Annotated in this window: 20 protein-coding genes and 1 other annotated feature; of the genes, 5 read left to right on the top strand and 15 right to left on the bottom strand. The window is 44.9% G+C overall.

Features of this window, described 5'->3' with window-relative positions; genetic code table 11:
* Window positions 1–79: 79 nt before the first annotated feature.
* On the bottom strand, window positions 80–934 hold the full coding sequence (locus RTR76_RS18035; protein ID WP_312523453.1) for an AraC family transcriptional regulator: 855 nt from the start codon (window positions 932–934) through the stop codon (window positions 80–82).
* A gap of 114 nt (window positions 935–1,048) precedes the next feature.
* Here RTR76_RS18035 and dapF point away from each other — a divergent pair, with 114 nt between their 5' ends.
* Window positions 1,049–1,885, top strand: a complete 837-nt coding sequence (dapF, locus tag RTR76_RS18030; RefSeq protein ID WP_312523451.1) for a diaminopimelate epimerase — start codon at window positions 1,049–1,051, stop codon at window positions 1,883–1,885.
* Here the strand turns inward: dapF and RTR76_RS18025 are convergent.
* The 5 genes from RTR76_RS18025 to RTR76_RS18005 form a co-directional block, all read right to left on the bottom strand.
* Window positions 1,875–2,069 carry a YwbE family protein gene (locus tag RTR76_RS18025; protein ID WP_312523449.1) on the bottom strand — a complete coding sequence of 65 codons (195 nt, stop codon included), beginning with the start codon at window positions 2,067–2,069 and terminating at the stop codon, window positions 1,875–1,877. The two genes, dapF and RTR76_RS18025, sit on opposite strands and share 11 nt — an antisense overlap.
* Before the next feature lie 14 nt (window positions 2,070–2,083).
* Complete coding sequence (locus tag RTR76_RS18020; protein ID WP_312523444.1) at window positions 2,084–2,416, bottom strand: ArsC/Spx/MgsR family protein; 333 nt, start codon at window positions 2,414–2,416, stop codon at window positions 2,084–2,086.
* Entirely contained in the window at window positions 2,413–3,774 is a 1,362-nt protein-coding gene (locus RTR76_RS18015; protein ID WP_312523443.1) for a lipase family protein, read from the bottom strand. Before RTR76_RS18015 ends, RTR76_RS18020 begins: the two co-directional genes overlap by 4 nt.
* A 72-nt stretch (window positions 3,775–3,846) precedes the next feature.
* On the bottom strand, window positions 3,847–4,338 hold the full coding sequence (locus tag RTR76_RS18010) for an NUDIX domain-containing protein (RefSeq protein WP_312523440.1): 492 nt from the start codon (window positions 4,336–4,338) through the stop codon (window positions 3,847–3,849).
* A 107-nt stretch (window positions 4,339–4,445) separates the two neighbouring features.
* Entirely contained in the window at window positions 4,446–4,913 is a 468-nt protein-coding gene (locus tag RTR76_RS18005; protein WP_312523439.1) for a hypothetical protein, read from the bottom strand.
* 253 nt (window positions 4,914–5,166) lie between these two features.
* On the opposite strand from RTR76_RS18005, the gene RTR76_RS18000 reads away from it, so the two are divergent.
* A complete protein-coding gene (locus RTR76_RS18000; protein WP_312523437.1) occupies window positions 5,167–5,619 on the top strand; it encodes a helix-turn-helix domain-containing protein in 453 nt (150 codons plus the stop codon).
* A 58-nt stretch (window positions 5,620–5,677) separates the two neighbouring features.
* Here RTR76_RS18000 and RTR76_RS17995 read toward each other — a convergent pair whose 3' ends face one another.
* The gene (locus tag RTR76_RS17995; protein WP_312523435.1) at window positions 5,678–5,878 is read right to left on the bottom strand and encodes a hypothetical protein; all 201 of its coding nucleotides are present in this window, start codon (window positions 5,876–5,878) and stop codon (window positions 5,678–5,680) included.
* A gap of 305 nt (window positions 5,879–6,183) precedes the next feature.
* Here RTR76_RS17995 and RTR76_RS17990 point away from each other — a divergent pair, with 305 nt between their 5' ends.
* Entirely contained in the window at window positions 6,184–7,623 is a 1,440-nt protein-coding gene (locus RTR76_RS17990; RefSeq protein WP_312523433.1) for a DEAD/DEAH box helicase, read from the top strand.
* Window positions 7,624–7,764: 141 nt separating this feature from the next.
* Entirely contained in the window at window positions 7,765–9,102 is a 1,338-nt protein-coding gene (locus tag RTR76_RS17985; protein ID WP_312523431.1) for a hexokinase, read from the top strand.
* Between the two features lie 12 nt (window positions 9,103–9,114).
* Here the strand turns inward: RTR76_RS17985 and aroD are convergent, their stop codons facing one another.
* The 8 genes from aroD to RTR76_RS17945 all read right to left on the bottom strand — a co-directional run bounded on the left by aroD (window position 9,115) and on the right by RTR76_RS17945 (window position 18,130).
* Complete coding sequence (gene aroD, locus RTR76_RS17980) at window positions 9,115–9,870, bottom strand: type I 3-dehydroquinate dehydratase (RefSeq protein ID WP_312523429.1); 756 nt, start codon at window positions 9,868–9,870, stop codon at window positions 9,115–9,117.
* 63 nt (window positions 9,871–9,933) lie between these two features.
* Window positions 9,934–10,178: a binding site (T-box leader), on the bottom strand.
* Window positions 10,179–10,265: 87 nt separating this feature from the next.
* The gene (locus tag RTR76_RS17975; RefSeq protein ID WP_312523427.1) at window positions 10,266–11,225 is read right to left on the bottom strand and encodes a hydroxymethylglutaryl-CoA lyase; all 960 of its coding nucleotides are present in this window, start codon (window positions 11,223–11,225) and stop codon (window positions 10,266–10,268) included.
* A gap of 120 nt (window positions 11,226–11,345) precedes the next feature.
* The gene (locus tag RTR76_RS17970) at window positions 11,346–12,233 is read right to left on the bottom strand and encodes a sugar phosphate isomerase/epimerase (protein WP_312523426.1); all 888 of its coding nucleotides are present in this window, start codon (window positions 12,231–12,233) and stop codon (window positions 11,346–11,348) included.
* Between the two features lie 11 nt (window positions 12,234–12,244).
* Entirely contained in the window at window positions 12,245–14,008 is a 1,764-nt protein-coding gene (locus tag RTR76_RS17965) for a thiamine pyrophosphate-binding protein (RefSeq protein ID WP_312523416.1), read from the bottom strand.
* A gap of 127 nt (window positions 14,009–14,135) precedes the next feature.
* Complete coding sequence (locus RTR76_RS17960; protein WP_312523411.1) at window positions 14,136–15,416, bottom strand: TRAP transporter large permease subunit; 1,281 nt, start codon at window positions 15,414–15,416, stop codon at window positions 14,136–14,138.
* Window positions 15,413–15,958: a TRAP transporter small permease gene (locus RTR76_RS17955; RefSeq protein WP_312523409.1), complete on the bottom strand. Its 546-nt coding sequence runs from the start codon at window positions 15,956–15,958 to the stop codon at window positions 15,413–15,415. Before RTR76_RS17955 ends, RTR76_RS17960 begins: the two co-directional genes overlap by 4 nt.
* A gap of 99 nt (window positions 15,959–16,057) precedes the next feature.
* A complete protein-coding gene (locus RTR76_RS17950; RefSeq protein WP_312523407.1) occupies window positions 16,058–17,074 on the bottom strand; it encodes a DctP family TRAP transporter solute-binding subunit in 1,017 nt (338 codons plus the stop codon).
* A 105-nt stretch (window positions 17,075–17,179) separates the two neighbouring features.
* On the bottom strand, window positions 17,180–18,130 hold the full coding sequence (locus RTR76_RS17945) for an alcohol dehydrogenase catalytic domain-containing protein (protein ID WP_312523405.1): 951 nt from the start codon (window positions 18,128–18,130) through the stop codon (window positions 17,180–17,182).
* A gap of 438 nt (window positions 18,131–18,568) precedes the next feature.
* Here RTR76_RS17945 and RTR76_RS17940 point away from each other — a divergent pair, with 438 nt between their 5' ends.
* Window positions 18,569–19,600, top strand: a complete 1,032-nt coding sequence (locus RTR76_RS17940; RefSeq protein WP_312523403.1) for a LacI family DNA-binding transcriptional regulator — start codon at window positions 18,569–18,571, stop codon at window positions 19,598–19,600.
* Window positions 19,601–19,607 lie beyond the last annotated feature (7 nt).

The raw sequence follows: 19,607 nt of genomic DNA, 5'->3' as shown, positions 1-19,607 counted from the left end.
TTAATTGCTATTTATACCACTTTTCGTATTGTTTTATGGTCTTATTCAGTACATCTCTCGAATCTATTCAAACGCCTTTTTATGTATGGCACTGTTTAGGTGAACAGCCATACATTTTCTTAAAGGCACGGGTAAAATTGGCATAATCATGAAAACCACTTTCCAGGCAGGCATTCATAACCGGCTTTCCTTTTTTCAACAGTTGATTTGCAGCAAGCAGTCTTTTATGTAATACATACCGGTGGATACTGTAGCCTGTATAATACTTAAACTTCCGCATGAGGTAATATTTGCTTAAGAAAAACCGGAATGCCAATTTATCAATCGTTAATTCATCCGTAAGATTAGCATCAATATAGGCAATTACCTGATCAATTGTCTCATCATATTCCCTATCAACATAGGCCAGTTCGTCCGGAATTTGCTCGGCAGCCCGATTAAGGTAAACAAGCATCTGCAATAACAGCGAGGTACGCAGCACCTCACTGCCAAATCCCTGTTTTTCACAGCTTTCATTCATCTGCTCAAACAAGCCTTGCATTCTTTGCTGCATAGAAAAAGAAAGCCGCAGGAGGTTGCATTTATGCTGAGAAGCTAATGAAAAGCATTGCAGCAAGTTGCAGTTTTCTTCATTGAATTTATGCAAGGATTCCGGTTGAAACCAAATAATCTTCCGCTTATACGGCACAGTCCCGTCAATAACTGTTTTATGAATGGCATATTGATTAAGGAGCAGTATGTCGCCCGGTTTCAATGTATAACCTATACCTTCGATAAAGTAAGTAACATTTCCGGAAATAAACAACACTATTTTGCAGAATTCATGGTAATGAGGCTCGAATTTCATTGTCTGTGTATCCTGCAGGTTAAAAAACCGAAAACCTCCGCCTAAATAGCCTCTTTTTTCAATCTCAAGACCTATTTCTTGATCCATATCCATCATTCCCTGTTTAGCATCTTTTGCAACCTTTTGTGCAGATTACGCAATGCAAAGCTGCTGAATTAAGCGCATACTGAATGTATTCTTTAAAGAGGGAGGCTTATATCCATGTATGCAGATTACGATAAGTACCACGCCTTAGGCAACGATTATATTGTCATTGATCCTAATAAAAGCACAATCACCTTAACAGAAAAAAACATCCGGCTCCTTTGTCACCGGAATTTCGGCATTGGCTCGGATGGTATTTTATACGGACCTTTTTTTAATGACAGTTCCATGAGTCAGCGCATGAGCCTGCGTATTTTCAATCCTGACGGCAGCGAAGCTGAAAAAAGCGGCAATGGCATCCGCATGTTCGCCCGCTATCTGGTTGATCAACACTATGTCACCGAAAAAGAGTTTTCCTTAAAGACCGTAGGAGGCACCGTGCAGGTCGAGCTTCTGGATAAAACAGGCCATCAGATTAAAGTAGATATGGGTACGGCAGCCTTTACCGCTATAAACGAGCAAATTTTGATTCATAACAAAGCACTGCAAATCACCAGTTTATCCATCGGCAATCCGCATTGCGTGATCCTTTGCGACAACCTATCGACTGACGCTGTTTTGGAGCTGGGACCGGTCCTTGAAAACCACAGCCGCTTTCCCAACCGGACAAATGTTCAGTTTTTAAAAGTAATTGACCGCCGCACTATTCAGATCGAAATCTGGGAAAGAGGTGCAGGCTATACACTCGCGTCAGGCAGTAGCAGCTGCGCTGCTGCCAGTACTGCGTATAAACTGGGTTTGGTCGATCACGAAGTGAACGTGCTGATGCCAGGCGGAGTGATTCATGTAGCCATCAGGCAAGATGGTCATGTGTTTATGACCGGTCCGGTCTCAGCCGTGAGCAGAGGTCGGTTTTCCAGTGATTTACAGGTACTTTTAGACACTAATTCATAATCTCCTGTACCCGCCCGACAATTCCATTATCCAGTCTGACTTTAATTCCCCGGTGATGGACGGCACTGCTTGTAAGCAGATCTTTTACAATGCCTTCCGTCAACTGACCGGTACGTTGATGTTCTTTCTGGACAATTTTCACCCTGGTGCCAGGCTTTATATTCTTACGTTCTGTTCCGTTCATAGAGAATCACTCCTTCATTGCCACTCCTGCCATACGGCAGGGCAATATCCTATAGTAGCCTTGGTGCCATTGCGAACAATCGGTGTTTTTAACAATAAGGGATAGGCAAGCAGCTGCTCTTCTACATTATGAACAAGATATTTTAAGTTTCTCTTGCCATATTCCTTACTGGTTTTATCTACCATATTTTCCAGGCCCACTGCATTTTTAATTTTTTCAAGTTCCCCTTTACTTAACCCCCGTATGGTTAAGTCCATAAAATGATAAGGAATCTTCCGCTCTTTAAAATACCGTTCTGCCTTGCGGGTATCCTGGCATTTTTTTGTCCCGATCAACTGTATATTCACTGCTGATTCCCACTCTCCTGCTGTTTAAGAAACCACGCTTCCCGGTCATCACTCATACTACGGGCACTGTGCAGCAACGCTTCTAACGGTGTCAGATTATTTGTATTTGCCGAGAAAGCAGCCAGCCGCGCTACATCACCTGTAGTCATGTCTACTATTTTTTCACTTAACGTCAGATAGTACATTGCTTTTGCATTTGGCAGTTGATAGGCGGTAACTTCAGGGAGAATCAGCCACCTGGCTCCCGATGCCGCAGCCTGCTCCAGCAATTGCGATTCCGTCGGCTGAACTGCCGGCTGACAGCCGGGCAGTATCCGCTCATATTCATCTAGCAGAGCTTGCTGCATATACCATTTTTCTTTTCCAAATTTTTCAGGTAACGAATACTTCACGGGAGCGATATAGGCCTTAGGAAGAAAGGACGGTGTTCCCCGTTGGAGCAGCGCTACTGAATCACCTTGTGCCTGATGGCGTTTATCATAGTAGTTCTTCATTGCAAGATCCAGATATTCCGTCACGCCATGGGGTCCCTTATTCGCCCAGTCTGGTGATACCCAGCGTATTTCGCGGCCAAATTGGGCATATCCCCCGGCAAATGACTGCAAAATCCCTGTTACTACATCACCGGAAATTACGACTCGCGTCAAATCCATTACAGGGTCAAACTGACGGTTAAAAGCATCATTGCCAACAGCGGGTGCTCCAAAAGTAATAACCTCAATCTGTCCGGGCTTAACACCCATACTGATTAATCTGGCAGCAGATACCGTTGCTGCTGCACCGCCCAGACTATGTCCGGTCAAATATACTTTACGGCTCGAATCGGCTAACAGCCACTCGCTTAACAGCTGCGGCTGACCCGTGCCATCCGTTAACGATTTAGCAGTTAAGGCTGCCTGAACATATTCATGAAATCCCCGGTGAATCTTGGGTTCCGAAGCGGGTATCTTCTTTTTAGCTGCATGATCTGCAAATTGCTCAATGGTCTGACCGGCAAAATAAACCCGGCCCGCCCGTACATCCGTTTTTACATCCTTTACCGTCTCGGTACCCGTAAAAGCAATGACATACGATTCCTCTAAATGGTTTGCATCAATATTTTTAATGACAAGAAAACGGGCATCCGCATTCTCACTGTTTTGCTCATAAGGCTGAATTTGCCAGCCTTGCTGTTTGAGATACTGCCTTGCTAAATCCCCCGGCCTGTCGCTGTATGCTGCCACACAAGCACTGGCCGCAAGATAAATAGTATAGGCTTTATTGAGGTCCTCTGCCGGCATAGCCCGGACAACAGCGGTACCTGCTATACTATATACGACAAGCAACAGCATTGTAATCCACTGTTTCATTTTTTTCATAGTTCACCTCAATAACAGGCCAAAGTACGCTCGCCAACCTAGCACAGTACCCGTCAAATAATGCTAATATGATCAAGGCACTGCGCGTTGGCTGCAGAATTCAGCCATTTTTTTGGAAGCCCTAAAAAGTTTCTCCGCATTAATTTTACGCAACCCTTCAGTAAGAGAGGGATGAAGTGCATAGTTGCTAAGCTCATGAACCTCAACCCAGCGATAATCAATATGCTCGTGCGATAATCGTACAGCATCATCCTGGGTCTCGCACAAGCATATGAGTCCGGTGAGATATTCATTCGCTGTTTTCTGATAACGCCAGGTTTGCAGAGGACAGATAAATTCCATCGTTAAACCTGTCTCTTCTTGTATTTCACGTTCCAATGCCGTCTGTGGGTCTTCACCAAATTCAACTCCGCCGCCTGGCAGTTCCCATGGCTTTGCACCATGACGATCTTGTTTTTGCAATATGAGCAGCTTATTCTGAAAAAAGAGCAGCGCCTTCATTGAGAAGTACATTCTCTTATCACTTTGCATAATAGAAATACCCCGTTTCGTGCTAAATAACATCTATTCTACTCTTTATTGTTATACACAAGAGCGTAAAAATCCTGTTGAACTTAAGATAAATAGAACAAGGCCTGCATAAAACATGCCGGCCTTGTTCTATGTTTTCACTATAAGTTGTCAGCTATGCAGGTTCCTATCGTTTCCGCAAGAACAGCAGGAGTAAAGGAGTAACTTCCGAAGGGAAAACAAAATTGTATCATAACGACGGCAGCAGGAACAGCTTTAAGCTCTGCAACCCTTAAGGGACAAATATTTATCCGGGCAATACCCGGCAGTTCGGCCATACGTTTACAAATATCCTGCCTTACCGCTTCGCCTCTGGAATTACTGGCCAGACGGCAAAAAAAACTGGTTTTACAGGTGGAGTCGTTCTGGTCAGGTGTAGCATACAAACCAATAAACAGATCTCCCTGACTGACACCAGCATCAGCCCCCTCAGAAGCTTTGCTGCGGGTCATCAGTACCTCATGCCCCCGGCTGTGCAGCTTATCGTACAGATTGTTTGCAATAGAAAGTAATATGTCTTGCGTCTTCCAGGTATCATTCCAGATTCCCGGATCAATTACAATTCTCACAGCAAATTCCCTAGCCCTTTCCGGATATATCAATAAAAAGGAAAAAACACAAAACTGTTGAAGATATAACAGTTAAGTTTTGCATTTAACACACAACAATACTTCTCTAACTAAAAGCGCAAGAGAATCATGCATCTCGGTAACCATTTTACTCTTTATACTATCATTATAGTTATTCATAGGTAACCAGTCAAGTCTTTTTTATTCTCTATTCTTTTTCAGTTACCATTAAGTAACGCGAGGAGCATTTGTTATGGCATTAGATTACAAACAAACTGGAAAACGTTTGAAGCTTGTCAGAGGCCGCTTGACACAGGAGGCTTTTGCCAACAGCCTTGGTGTTTCAGCTTCTTATGTAAAAAAGACAGAACTTGGCGGTAAACCGAGTCTAAAATACCTGGCAAATATTGCTGCAGGCTATGGCGTTTCTCTCGATTGGTTACTATTGAGTGACGAATTAAACACACCTACCGGCGTCGCGGTGATTCAGCCCAAAGTAGTTTCTGAAAATAACGCTGAGTACCACACTCCGGTTAAGCAGCAAAATCAGCCCACTGCAGATGATCCTGAATTGGAAGAAATGGTAAAAACACTCCGAGACATCATGAAAAGCGGCGATCCGGACCTGCGCTCATGGGGGAAAATCCAATTCCGCCATGCCTTCGATTCTTATACAGCAAGGAAAAGCACACCACCGTCAACCTAAAATCCCCTTCACCAAGCGAAATTAAAAAAGACCTGTGCAAATGCACAGGTCTTGAGTGTTACTTGCTATATCCGGCTACAAAATTTGAGCCGAGCTGTTCGTACTTTTCCAGATAAGCTTTTACTTCACTGAGTTGAGAATGACTCATCTCATCCAAGCACTCGCTACCTGCTGCGTACCGAAAAATACTCTTAATCTCAAAAGAGCCATAGCCTAAAAAGGCTAACCGTTTTAGCAGTTTTTTGATCTGCTGCTCCATGTATAAATCCTCCGTATTCTAAAATTGGTAATCATAACATTATAAAATGTCATCAGCCGCAATTACCTTCGACTACTACTACCAATAACGCATTAGAACTAAGAGATAATATGGGGCAGTATTTACTCTCACTAATGATAGGCTGTTAAAGCTTAAATGGTGTATAATCTTTATATATTATATTTTTTTTTAATAAATTAGTCAAGTTTTTAATTATTTATGAAAAAAATACCAAGAAAGATATATTAAATTTTCATATAAGGTGATACTATAGAAGAGTTGTTATACAAGGAGGACAGAATCATTTGGAAAAATTTAAAGCATTAGGAATTGGTGACGCCATTTTACGGTCGCTTAACGATATGGGTTTTGAAGAACCTACGCCAATTCAAGAGCAAGCTATCCCATCGGCATTGGCTGGGAAAGATTTAGTAGGACAAGCTCAAACCGGAACAGGCAAAACAGCAGCATTTGGTATTCCGCTGCTGAATAAAGTGCGCGTTTCCGCCGATGGTCCCCAAGGAATTGTATTGACGCCTACCCGCGAACTTGCAATTCAAGTAGCGGAAGAGCTAAATAAAATTGCTCAATACACAAACATCCAGGCTCTCCCTATTTATGGCGGCCAGGATATTCAGCGTCAAATTAAGGGATTGCGCAAGAATCCGCAAATTATTGTAGCCACCCCTGGACGCCTGATGGATCATATGGATCGCCGTACCATCCGTCTGGCCAGCATTAAAATGGTCGTGTTAGATGAAGCCGACGAAATGCTCAACATGGGCTTTATTGAAGATATCGAGAAAATTCTCAGCACGACTCCCGATAGCCGCCAGACTTTACTGTTTTCGGCTACTATGCCCAAACCTATCCAGAATCTTGCTCAACGCTTCTTGAAGGACCCATCCTTCATTAGTGTTAAGTCAAAAGAAGTCACTGTTTCGCTCATTGAACAGCATTACATTGAACTTCAAGACCGTCAAAAATTTGACGTGCTGTGTCGTTTGCTTGATATCCAATCGCCTGAACTGGCTATTGTCTTCGGCAGAACCAAGCGCCGCGTTGATGAAGTATCGGAAGCATTGAAAAAACGTGGTTACTCGACAGAAGGCATTCATGGCGACTTGTCTCAGGCCAAGCGCGATGCTGTAATCCGTCAGTTCCGCGAAAATACAATTGATATCCTCGTTGCTACCGACGTAGCTGCCCGCGGTCTTGATGTCAGCGGCGTTACGCACGTATATAATTATGACATGCCGCAAGATCCAGAAAGCTATGTCCACCGGGTAGGCCGTACCGGCCGGGCCGGTCAGAGCGGATTAGCGACAACTTTTGTTATCCCGCGCGAAATCGAGCATCTGCGGAGCATTGAGCGTCTAACTAACCGTAAGATTCTTCGCATGTCAGTACCTTCCGTAACGGAAGTAATCGAAGGTCAGCAACGCCTGGCTGTAGACAACCTATTGATGGCTGTCGAAGAGGGCAATCTGGAATACTACCGCGGACGGGCTGAAGAATTGTTGACTGATATTGATTCGGTAACATTATTGTCGGCTGCATTGAAACTACTGACAAAAGAACCCGATACAACACCAGTTAAAATTACCGAAGAAGCACCTCTTCGTGTACGCCGCGGCAATAATAGACCAAACAACAACAACGGCGGCAGACCTTTTGATCAAAGACGTCCGCCCGGCAACAGACCGGCATTCTCAAAAAGCAATAAACCTCCCCGTCGTCCTTAGGCTGGGAATAACAAAGGCAAGAACTCTGCATAAATGCAAAGTTCTTGCCTTTATTCATGCTAAGAACAGACAACAGGCCATTCATAGCGTATACTAAAGCTAAGCATTCATTAGTAACTGCAAGGGGAGGACTTTGCTTTTATGTCTACCACACAGCAGTACCTGGATCAATTGCATACTGATTTTACGTTTTCTACTGCCCAGCTGACAGGCATAGTGGAATTATTTCTTCATGACATGAAGGAAGGGCTTCAAGGACAGGCGAGTTCATTAGCCATGCTGCCATCTTTTCTGACTAAGCCTGACGGGCAAGAAACAGGAATCTTCCTCGCCCTTGACTTCGGCGGTACGAATGTACGGGTTATGCTGATTAAACTCACCGGCCAGGGCAACTATACGATACTTAAACGGCAGGATGTGCCGCTGTCCAATCAATCTAAAAATTATGATTTCACCAGCAGAACGTCAACCGCAGCGGAGCTATTCGGTTTTCTTGCCGACCAGTTGGCACAGCTCACTCAGCCAGGCAAAACATATTTGTTAGGCCATACCTTTTCTTTCCCCTGTCGCCAGACCGGTACAAACCAGGCTATTCTACTGCACTGGACGAAGGAAATAAACACATCCGGTGTTGTAGGCCATAATGTCGTGGATTTGCTGCATCAGGCATTAGCTGACCGCGGCTTGTCTAATATTCAACCTGTGACAATTACGAATGACACAGTAAGCGCGCTCTTAGCGGCGGCCTACCAGGATCGCTATGCCGATATCGGCTCTATTTGCGGCACCGGCCACAATACTTGCTATCTTGAGCCGAAGCCACCAAGGTTTTCCCATCCCACGTATATTAATATCGAATCCGGAAACTTTGATAAAATCTCCGGCAATAAGTATGATGCCTTGCTGGATCAATACAGTTCTCGCCCTGGCGCAGGAAAGCTGGAAAAAATGTGTGCAGGACGTTATATTGGTGAATTACTTCGCCTTGTTTTGCTCGATGTTGTAACCCAAGGACTCCTATTCAACGGTAACTGTCCCGTTTTCTTACAGACAGTCGGTGCCTTATCTGGCTGGGATGTGGCAGTTTTACAAGATGCCGCAGCTAGGCCAGAACAGATTTCCCTGTGGCTTGCCAAGCACAGCAGTCCAACTGCTGTTTCTCTCGATGACCGGGAAGTACTACAGCACTCGGCCTGCCTTATCGCCACGCGCTCAGCCCGCCTGGCAGCCGCCAGCTACGCAGCCATACTGAAGCATATCGATCCCACTTTAAACAGTTTGCATACGATATCCATAGATGGCTCATTATATGAAAAGCTGCCTGGCTACGCCGATACCATTTCGCAGACTTTACAGGAATTGGTCGGTGTAAAAGCTGGGCAAATAAAATGCGTCCTTACAAAAGATGGATCAGGCATCGGTGCCGCTATTGCCGCCGCCACCACTAAAAAGAATCGCGGCTCTCAAATTACAACTTGAGAGCCGCGATTCTTATGATTTCATCGATTGTTCAAGCGTATGGAGAACTGCCCGTAAATCATCAATCGGAACTTGTCCGGGTGCCGAAGCTTTATGGCCTACGGCAAAAGTGACTGCTGAACCAAAAACACCTCCGGCGACGCGGGTAATCACCCCATACGGTCCCATCGCAATGACAATAACCGGTATGTTCAATTGATTGTTAGCCTCTAAACTAACAGACAACAAGGTTATGATATCTTCCATACTACAAGGCATTACAGCTATTTTAGCGACATCCATCCCCTGTTCTTGCGCCTCGGTCAGCTTTGCCAATAAAAACTCTTTCGTTGGCGTATAAAAATGCTGATGAAAAGAAGCAATAATTTTTTTATTATGTTTATGCGCTACATCCCTCAAAAACACCATATGCTCAGGGGCATTGCTCAATTCACAGTCAATATATTCAATAGCCGTATGAGTACAAACTGCTGCACATAGGCCAATAACTTCTTCATCCGCCAGAGGTATCGGCTCACCGCCTTCCCGGTTTGAGCGTACAGTAAAGATGATTGGCACATTCCGGGCAGTAGAGGTAATCAGATCGGCAACTGCCAATATTTCCGCTGTGTTGCCAATATCCTGAAAAAAATCTGCACGCCATTCCAGCATATCCGGTTTCTTAGACAAAATATCTGCCAGCTCAGCAATAATTTCATCCTTGCAATTGCCTACCAAAGGGGTGCAAATGGCAGGCGGAGTCCCGTCACCAACACTTTTACGTTTCATTTCCATAACCTCCTACTATATTACTATACTACATGAACAAACTAAAAACTCACCCCTAATTATCTTAGGGGCGAGTCATCTACCCGCGGTACCACCCTGCTTGCTTGCGCCACTCTTCAAATACGGGACCACAGGTCCGATATTCAAGCCTCATAACGGCGGCAGCCGGCACAGCCTACTCTGGCAGTAAAACCAGTTTTCAGCTTGCAATTCAAGAGTGAACTTCACTATCGGACTGACCGGTTCGCACCACCCACCGGCTCTCTGAACAGCTCCCAATACTTACTCTTCTCCATCATCATTTTTGCTTATATTAGCCTAATCATAGCAGTGCTGTTAACTATTGTCAATATTACAACTACAAACGTACTTTAGTTACGGTATACCTGCTTGAATCATCGATTATTTTGGTTCCTAGCCTTTTCATTGGTAAGATCCTCACAGCGCCCTGCCTTTAGTACATGACTTTCCCCCTGGCTGCCAGTCATTTGTTGAGCCTTGCGGGCGGTATCCATCGCTTTCGGCAAATCTATGCCGGTGGCAATTCCCATTTCGTGCAGCATATGAATCACATCTTCGGTTGCAATATTGCCTGATGCACCGGGAATATAGGGGCAGCCGCCCAATCCGGCAAAAGCACCATCAAAAGTAGTAATACCCGCCTGCAGACCGGCAATGATGTTGCTTAAAGCCATATCACGGGTATTGTGAAAATGCAAAATCCATTTTACCTGTGGAAAGGTCTTAACCATATAGCTGCCAATCTCATATACTTGCCTGGGATTAGCCATACCGGTAGCGTCTGACAGGGATAGCTCAGTAATGCCTAGTTTTAAATATTCAAGCACAATTTTTTCGATTTGTTGTACAGGTATCTTCCCTTCGAAAGCACATCCCCAAGCAGACGACAATGCTCCGGAGAGCTTTATATTATGTTTGGCAGCATATTCAACGCAAGGCACAAAACCTTTCATCATCTCCAGCGGAGTTTGATTAAAGTTATTAATACAATGAGACTCACTGACTGATATGGTCAGCTTTGCTTTTGTTATACCGGCATCATATGCCCTTTCCAGCCCTTTTAAATTAGGAACTAAAACACGATATTCCACTCCGGCCATTCTTGTCATCTGACGAACAACTCTTTCTGTATCAGCCATTTGTGGAACGGCTTTAGGATGAACAAAAGAGCCTACTTCAATGATTTTAATACCTGAGCCAGTCACCATATCCAGCAGTTCGAGCTTTTCATCAACACTGAGTACCTTCTTTTCGTTCTGCAGTCCATCCCGTAAACCAACTTCGCAAATTGCTACTTGATTAGGCCACCTCATACCAGTTGCTGCAGTGTACATATTCTCCCTTCTTTCGTCATCAGATCATTTTCATTGAAGCACCCTCTAAAACAGACTGAAGACCGTACTAAGAAACCGCCAACCATTGACAGGTCAACAGCAGGCGGCTCCCATATTTTTTTATAACGCTACCGGCGAATGCCCGGAAGTCAAGAGACTGTTAAACACACCACTCGCGACCTGATATTCAGATTTTTGCTGATGAACAGCTATATAGTTCTTTGCCGATTGCAGGCAGCGCCAGGCATGTTCGGCATAGCCAAGTTCTTTAACCCGTGCAAGATGAGGCAGCTCAATGGAGTAAGGAATGGCAGGCAGCCGTTTCAAAATAGCAGCAATATCAATTCCTCCTTCTCCTGCATACAGGCGCTCATCCCGTCCAGTATGAATCAGCGCCTCTTTGGTATCCGGAATCTCTGCCGGGCCATCACACAGATGGGCGAAATGAAACCATTCGCGAGGCACTGCCTCCAGTTCCTCCAGCCCTACGCGCGAGCGGTTGAAATGAAGGGTATCGACCAAAACTCCACAATTGTCACTATTGGCATCTCGGAGAATATCCAGCGCTCCCCTGAGTGTCGAAACACTGGCCCACGTAACGAATTCCAGGTCTACGGTCAGTCCGAATGATTTTGCAAGCTCACAAAGTTCAGCAAAACGCTCTATGGCGAAGCTGCGATCCTCCGTCCAAATGCTGCTTAATACATGACGACCGCCAAGTTCGGCTGCCACTTCTAAAGCAGGCAGATATTTCTTCGGATCAACACCATCAAAAATTCGCGCCAGCTCAATGTCTAACAGTTTCATCCCCGTATCGGCAAGAGCTGTCTTCGTCTGGCGCAAAAGTTCCTTGTTCTCGCCTAGCGCATAGTTTGGTTCTCCAGGTAATCCGAAGAAAATAGGCCGGAAGCTGACAAAATCATAACCCGCTCTTGCCGCAATATACGTCATTTCCGGCGGCGCACAACCGAGTACTGTTAAATGAGCTAGAGAATACTGCTGTGTCATTTTTCTCCTCCTTAATTAGTGCTTACATGGTGCACTTTTTTGCCGGGAGAATAAATGTCCATAATGTTCCAGTGCCCTGCGGTCGGTACCGGGTTGTTGACCATTGATACATCAAGCACATATGGTTTGTTCGATTCAATCGCTTTTAGCAGCGCCGGTTTGAATTCTTCCGCAGACCCGATCTTTACGCCTTCCACGCCATAGGCTCTGGCAATTGCCGCATAATCCGGCGAATAAGGCTCGCCGTCCTTGATAAAGAGCGTGCCAAAGGTGGTGTCATAATGTGCTTTTTCAAGGCCTGCAATGGTTCCAAAAGCATAGTTGTTCATGATGACGAAGATAGCCGGAATATTTTCGATTGCCGCTGTAGCCAGCACTGCCGGGTTCTGGCCAAAACCTCCGTCACCGATGAGCGAAATTACTACTCTGTCCGGAGCTGCCACTTTTGCTCCAAGCGCTGCCGGTGAACCAAACCCCATAGTAGCCAGCCCACCTGGTGTCAGGATAGAACCCGGTTCATAGATGGGGAACTGCTGACCCACGCCATTTTTATTCCAGCCCACATCAGTCGTGATAATGCCATTGCGTGGCAGTACATCCCGCACATCTGCCAGAATGCGCTGCGGACTCATCGGGAAAGCATTACATTCTTCCAAAGGCTTATTGCCTGCTTTAAAATCCTTGCGATAGGCACTGATTTCTGCCTTAAGCGCTTGATTTTCTCTGGCAGCAGGATACAGTTTTTTCGCCACGCGGGTTAGAACAGTCAAGGCTTGCTTTAGATCGGCTACCGCTCCTATTTCAACTGGATAGTTTCTGCCGATTTCACTTGCATCAATGTCAATGTGAATGAGCTTGGTGACACTAAAATCAAAGGTATATTCGGGATACCACGAACTGCAGTCCGCTTCTTTGAAGCTGGTCCCTAATCCGAGGATACAGCCGGCCTGCCGGCATTTATCATTGATAAATTGCGTTCCCCAAAAGCCGGTCATTCCTAAGGTAAAAGGATGATCATCAGGCAATCCCCCTTTCCCCATCAAGCTGTGAGCGACAGGAATACCCATATGGTCGACGAATTCTTGCAGTTCTTGTGCCGCATCGGCCAATATAATGCCGCCGCCCGCATAAATTAGCGGATTTTTTGCTTCAGCCAGAGCCCTGACGATGGTACCCGCAATTTCTTCATCTAGTGAAGGTTTTTGAATGGTCTTGGTATTACGCTCCAGGCATTCAAAAAGTGCAGTCTCCACTTCCATCGAGAAGATATCCATGGGCACATCCACCAGCACCGGACCGGGACGCCCTGACTCAGCCAGAGCGAAGGCTTTTTCCAGTATCTGCGGGAAAAGATCAGGCCGTTCAACCCGCCAGGCCCGTTTAACGAAGGGACGATAGATTTCCCATTGGGTTGCATCGGCATGGAGGTTAACTTCCTGGTGAGGATGCTTGCCGTAATAATGAGTAGGAACATCTCCGGCAATCACCACCATTGGAATCGAGTCAAGAGCAGCATTGGCTACACCGGTAGCGGCGTTGGTAAGCCCTGGGCCGAGATGACTCAGCACAACAGCTGCTTTTTTCGTTACTCGGGCATAGCCATCGGCAGCGTGAGCGGCAATTTGCTCATGGCGCACATTAACAAAGCGGATTTTTTCACTTTTGGATAAAGCCGCTAAGACGGCGATATTGGTGTGTCCGCATAGACCAAAGATGTGCTTAACACCTCTTTTTTCCAGATACTTAATTAACTGATTGGAAACCAGATCTTTCATATTTGTATCCTCCCCACTCGATTTCTTCTGAACATATATGACTGTCTTCCCTGTCAATCAACGCTCATTAGATCGATCTAATCAATAGTTTTACTTATGCCAGATTTGCAGCATACAGTACCGGTATTTACCCCAGCAGCCAGCGCATAGGAACAAGAACAAGCTGAGGAAATAAGATCATCAGAATAAGGACTACTGTTTCAATAATCAGGAAAGGCATAATGTCTTTCATTAAGTCATCCATGAGTACTTTTCCCGCACCGCAGGCAGCATTTAATACTGTTCCGACTGGTGGAGTCAGCAGGCCAATCGCATTATTCAAAATAAATATTACACCAAAATAAACTGGATCAATACCCGCTTTCAAAACAATTGGCATTAACACCGGTGTAAGAATGAGTACGGTAGGCGTTAAATCCATGGCTGTTCCAACTACAAATACCAGAATATTAATTGCAATCATTAATAACAGCGGGCTGTCCATGTAAGCGGAAAGCCAGCCAGTAATTGATGCAGGAATGTTTGCTATGGCAATAAGCCAAGAGGATACCATAGCCGCCGCAATGAGAAACAGAATAACGCTTGTCGTCTTTGCTGCTGAAATCAGGATATGATATAGCTGCTTGACGGTTAGTGCCCTATAGACTACGAAACACAGAAACAGCGTATAAAATACTGCTGCAACGGCGGCTTCCGTGGGAGTAACAACACCGCCTTTGATACCAACCATGATGAGAATGGGCAATGCCAGCGCCCATGCGGCATCCTTAAAGGCAATCAAAATTTCTTTGAAAGATTTGCGCTCAAAAACCTTCACTTCTTTCTTTCTCGCCATATACCACCAGGTAACTGCCAGACTTACAGCAATTACTAAGCCGGGAAACAGGCCAGCCATGAAAAGTTTCATAATTGATACACCGCTAAGAGAACCAAAAATAATAAAAGGAATGCTTGGCGGCAAAATAGGCGCAACAATAGAGCCTGCCCCGATAAGCGCGGCTGAGCGGCTCTTATCATAGCCGGCATCAGCCATCATTGGAACCATAATGGCTGCCAGCGCAGCCGTATCCGCAACTGCCGAGCCTGATAAACCTGCAAAAATGAACGCTGTCATTATTGCAACATAACCTAAACCGCCGCGAATATGACCCACAAGCGCCAAGCCAAAACCAATAATCCGCTTGGAAATTCCTCCTGCATTCATTAACTCACCTACAAGAATAAAGAAAGGAATAGCCATTAATGCAAAGCTATCAGCGCCTACAATTAAATTCTGTGCCAGAATGCGGGTATCGAACATCCCAAGATGAAGCATCAATGCAGCTCCGCAAACTAACAATGCAAAAGCGATAGGCATTCCAAGCGCCATGGCACCACATAACGAGAAGACAAATACAGCTACCGTCATTGGGTTATTTCTCCTTTACCACTATTCTCCATGGTGACTTCTTCTTCTGATTCCTTTAGTACAACAAGCCTTTCCACAGCTCCCTTTACGAATATAGCCCGGTATATATTGCAGCAAACTACTAGAAACATACCTACACTGGAAATAATGCCAATGATATACATATACGATAAGGGTATCCCCGTAGCAGGAGACAAAGTGTGGGATGTCATCATCGTTAATTTCAGACTTCCCTGGAAAAGCACCCACAGAGTCCCCAATACCATTGCATTACTTATGATAAAACATATTTTCTTACCAAAAGGCGGCAATTTTTGCACCAGAGATGTGAAGCCCAAATGATTATTATCTTTGAGAGCTCCAATTGCCCCTAGGAATACGGTCCATACGAACAAAAAGCGCGATAATTCCTCAGCCCATGTTAAGCCTGAATTAAAAAGATAACGCAATGCTACGTTGGTGAAGATTAAGAGACCCATAAGCGCTAAGAAAAGGGCCATAATACCATTAAAAGCGGATTCCATCTTTGCTAGCTTTTTCATTTTTATTTCCCCCATTGATGTTGCTTGGTATTAAGGTAGGAGGCTTTACTAAGTGAGAGTTCTTAAGAACCTTTCTTAAGAACTCTCCTTGCTCCCCGGCTACTTCGCTGCTTTTATCAGTCTGTCAACCAAATCTCCACCAACAGCCGTACTCACTTGTTTATAAATAGGCTCAAGCATCTGCATGATTTTGTCTTTCTCGCCTGCATTCAATTCATTAATTTTCATGCCTTTTTCCGTCAGGAATTTAACACTTGATTGGTCTTCCTCTTCATTCAGCTTTCTTTGATAAACCTTCGATTCTTCCGCTGCTTTTTTCACAGCATCCCGTTCTTTATCGGTAAGCGAATCCCAGAAAACCTTACTGACAATAAATACATTGGCATTATAGACATGACCAGTATTAGTCAGGTATTTTTGCACTTCATTAAACTTGCTTGTTACTACATTGCCGTAAGGGTTTTCCTGACCATCAACAACACCTTGCTCCAAAGCGGTATAAAGTTGCGAGAAGGACATCGGTGTGGGATTAGCACCAAGTGTTTTCCATGTTTCAACATGAACTTTGCTTTCCAACGTCCGGATTTTCAGGCCCTTAATATCATCTGCGGTTCTCACTTCCCGCTTATTGTTTGTTAAATGTCTAAAACCGTTCTCCCAATAAGCCAAGCCAATTAAACTTGATTTAGGAAGATCCTGCAGGACTTCCTGCCCGATTGGTCCGTCAAAAACTTTGTATGCAGTTGCTTTATCCTTAAATAAAAAGGGCAGGTCAAAAGCATCAAATCGCGGGGCAAAGGCAGCAACAACACCGGTAGAAACAGCCGTTCCATGGACCGTCCCCATTTGCAAGGCTTCCAATACCTGGCGGTCTCCGCCTAATACACCGTCAGAAAATACTTCTCCTTTAATTGTTCCACCTGATTCTTTTTCAACTAGTTCAGCGAACTTTTGCAGACCTTTTGTCAGTGAGCGGTCTTTATTTGTAACAATTCCCAGTTTCATCACTTTGGCGCCGTCTTTCTTTTCTCCCGATTGCGTTTGTGAAGAACAACCGGTGACCAGCAGCAAACAGATTATGATTGCTAAACTTGTTAACGTAAGATACTTTTTCATTCCTACACGCCCCTCTTCCTATTAGTAACTTACCTTCTAACTGGTTGGCACCATTGTCCTTATTTCTACGTTACCATGGCCCAGCCCCCCTCTACCGGTAATTCTCTAGTCAAATGTTACAATAATCTTGGCATAATCCCCTGACATGGCATCATTGAACGCTTCCTGATAGTTTTCATATGCCCATGTTTTAGAGACAATCGGTTCTACAAATAACGAAGGATCACCCAAATAAGTAATCGCATCCGCAAAATCTTCAACAGTATAAATGATAGAGCCTAGAATGGATATCTCGTTACGTACAATGTGAATAGGGGATAGATGTACCGGATCCATGGTTATTCCTAAGGGTACCATTATTCCGCCAGGCTTAACGATACTTATCGCCTGCTGGATGGCTTCTTTTACTCCAGCAGCTTCAATTACTACATCAAACACTTTATTATTGACTTCTCCAGGCAGGAGTGTGGTTACTTTCCCTAACCTCTCAGCCAATGCTAGCTTAAGCGGATTAATATCAATAACAGTTACCTCAGCCCCTTGATAAAGTGCCAGGGCAATTGACAACAAGCCTTCCGTACCGCAGCCGATTACCGCCACAGTTGTTCCTGGGGTAATACCGGCTTTTTTCAGAGCATGAACGGTAACGGCAAAGGGCTCAATGAGAATTGCTCTTTTATCCGGCAATTCAGCGGGAACAGGTATGAGATATTTTGCATCAAGTATAATCTCCTGTGCAAAAACACCGTCAGTTGATACTCCTAATGGTTTTTTATGTATGCAGATATTTGTTTTTCCGCCTGCACAAAACTCGCACTCACCGCAATAGGTATTCGGAAACACGACCACTTTGGAACCAATCTTATGCTGCGCATTACTGCCTGCCCCAACAACAGTGCCGATTACTTCATGCCCGGGCCGGAGAGGATATTGCGCATAGCTGATCGTCCCCTTGTAAACTCTCAAATCTGATCCGCATATACCACCACAGCTAACCTTAATTTTTACATCATTCGCTGTAAGCGCAGGTAGTTGCCGGGATTCACGGATTTGCATAATTCCAGGCCTTTCTAAATACAACTCAAACGTGCTACTCACCTTCTTAGTCGATTATAGTTTGTCTTTCATACAAAATTCATCTTATTTTGTCGATTCAAGTAACGCAAATCAATGAATACCATTTGTATCATTTAGTTATTAGATCGATCTAATGAAAGTATAGTATCCCAGATTGCTCGCTGTCAATAAGTATTTGCAGACTATTTTAAAAATATAGTATAATCAGACTATGTGTGAATACCTTCACGTTCTATCGCGGTACTCCTTACTAGAATTGACGCAAAAATGCATGAACTTGTGCTATTAACACTGCCAAACCAGGCTGCTTCATTGACAGTCAACAGTCCTTATCTTATACTGTCTTTAGTGCTAATCAGACTTACCCTGCTCGCTCATTTACCGTTTATGGTAAACTTTGTAGTATTAGGTGGTCACATGAAACTAGAAAAGAAAACGCATATAACATTACAGGATGTCGCTAAACACGCAGGCGTATCCCGTGCTACCGCTTCGCTGGTACTGCGTGGCAGCAAACATATTACGGAAGCGACCCGTGAAAAGGTTTTAGCCTCAATGCAGCAATTAGGTTATGTCTATGACCGTGTTGCTGCTAATTTGCGTTCCAAAGTTTCCACAACGGTGGGCCTCATCATCATGGAGCTTGCCAATCCTTTTTATTCAGAGCTGCTGGTCGGCATCCACCAGGAATTAGATAAGTTCGGGCAGACTGTTATTCTGGGAACAACCTTTGACTCCCAGTCCATTCAGGAACGCCTGCTTTCCACTATGCTGGAGCACAGGGTAGGCGGCATCATCTTGTCAGCAGTCCCTGGTAGTCCCAGTGCACCGATAAACCGGATTGAACAGTTAGGAATACCCGTAGTACTTGTTGGCAGAAGGCTGCCTGAAGCCAACTGCGATTACGTAGGCGTGGATAACGTACTGGGAGGCCAAATTGCTGTCGATTATCTCGTTCAGAAGGGGCACCGCCGGATTGCTTTAGTCGGTGGTTTTTCTCAGCTTTCATCCTGGCAAGGGCGTAAACAGGGTTATGATCATGCACTGCTGCAAGCAGGCCTTACGATTGATCCTTCACTTATTATCGAAAGCCCGGCTACCCGGCAAGGCGGAATTGAGGCAATTGAAAAACTTTTGCTCCTGCCCGACCGGCCTACTGCCATTTTCTGCTATAACGATACTATTGCGATCGGTGCTATGATGAAGCTTAAGGATGCAGGCATTAATCCCGGACAGGATATGGCCATCGTGGGCTTTGATGATATTCCGGAGGCGGCAATCATTAGTCCCAAATTAACTACGGTTTCCTCGTTCACCCGTATGATGGGAGCTCATGCCGCCCGCTTATTGTACTCACGAATTGAAGGCTCTGCCCTTGAACCTACATCAGTCATTCTTAAACCGCAGCTCATTGTTCGCGATTCCTGTAGTTTTACGGGTAAATATTAGAAAAGAC

It is taken from the genome of Anaerospora sp. (assembly GCF_032013335.1).
Lineage (GTDB): Bacteria > Bacillota > Negativicutes > Sporomusales > DSM-15969 > Anaerospora.
This window is presented reverse-complemented; position numbering and strand designations above follow the sequence as displayed.

What these genes read in the sequence shown, in the direction of transcription:
- RTR76_RS17940 (WP_312523403.1), top strand. Translation starts at nt 18,569, where the DNA reads ATGAAACTAGAAAAGAAAACGCATATAACATTACAGGATGTCGCTAAA.
- RTR76_RS18015 (WP_312523443.1), bottom strand. Translation starts at nt 3,774, where the DNA reads ATGAAAAAAATGAAACAGTGGATTACAATGCTGTTGCTTGTCGTATAT.
- RTR76_RS18000 (WP_312523437.1), top strand. Translation starts at nt 5,167, where the DNA reads ATGGCATTAGATTACAAACAAACTGGAAAACGTTTGAAGCTTGTCAGA.
- RTR76_RS17960 (WP_312523411.1), bottom strand. Translation starts at nt 15,416, where the DNA reads ATGACGGTAGCTGTATTTGTCTTCTCGTTATGTGGTGCCATGGCGCTT.
- RTR76_RS18025 (WP_312523449.1), bottom strand. Translation starts at nt 2,069, where the DNA reads ATGAACGGAACAGAACGTAAGAATATAAAGCCTGGCACCAGGGTGAAA.
- aroD (WP_312523429.1), bottom strand. Translation starts at nt 9,870, where the DNA reads ATGAAACGTAAAAGTGTTGGTGACGGGACTCCGCCTGCCATTTGCACC.
- RTR76_RS17955 (WP_312523409.1), bottom strand. Translation starts at nt 15,958, where the DNA reads ATGAAAAAGCTAGCAAAGATGGAATCCGCTTTTAATGGTATTATGGCC.
- RTR76_RS18035 (WP_312523453.1), bottom strand. Translation starts at nt 934, where the DNA reads ATGGATCAAGAAATAGGTCTTGAGATTGAAAAAAGAGGCTATTTAGGC.
- RTR76_RS17965 (WP_312523416.1), bottom strand. Translation starts at nt 14,008, where the DNA reads ATGAAAGATCTGGTTTCCAATCAGTTAATTAAGTATCTGGAAAAAAGA.
- RTR76_RS18010 (WP_312523440.1), bottom strand. Translation starts at nt 4,338, where the DNA reads ATGTTATTTAGCACGAAACGGGGTATTTCTATTATGCAAAGTGATAAG.
- dapF (WP_312523451.1), top strand. Translation starts at nt 1,049, where the DNA reads ATGTATGCAGATTACGATAAGTACCACGCCTTAGGCAACGATTATATT.
- RTR76_RS17970 (WP_312523426.1), bottom strand. Translation starts at nt 12,233, where the DNA reads ATGACACAGCAGTATTCTCTAGCTCATTTAACAGTACTCGGTTGTGCG.
- RTR76_RS17945 (WP_312523405.1), bottom strand. Translation starts at nt 18,130, where the DNA reads ATGCAAATCCGTGAATCCCGGCAACTACCTGCGCTTACAGCGAATGAT.
- RTR76_RS17985 (WP_312523431.1), top strand. Translation starts at nt 7,765, where the DNA reads ATGTCTACCACACAGCAGTACCTGGATCAATTGCATACTGATTTTACG.
- RTR76_RS17975 (WP_312523427.1), bottom strand. Translation starts at nt 11,225, where the DNA reads ATGTACACTGCAGCAACTGGTATGAGGTGGCCTAATCAAGTAGCAATT.
- RTR76_RS17950 (WP_312523407.1), bottom strand. Translation starts at nt 17,074, where the DNA reads ATGAAAAAGTATCTTACGTTAACAAGTTTAGCAATCATAATCTGTTTG.
- RTR76_RS17995 (WP_312523435.1), bottom strand. Translation starts at nt 5,878, where the DNA reads ATGGAGCAGCAGATCAAAAAACTGCTAAAACGGTTAGCCTTTTTAGGC.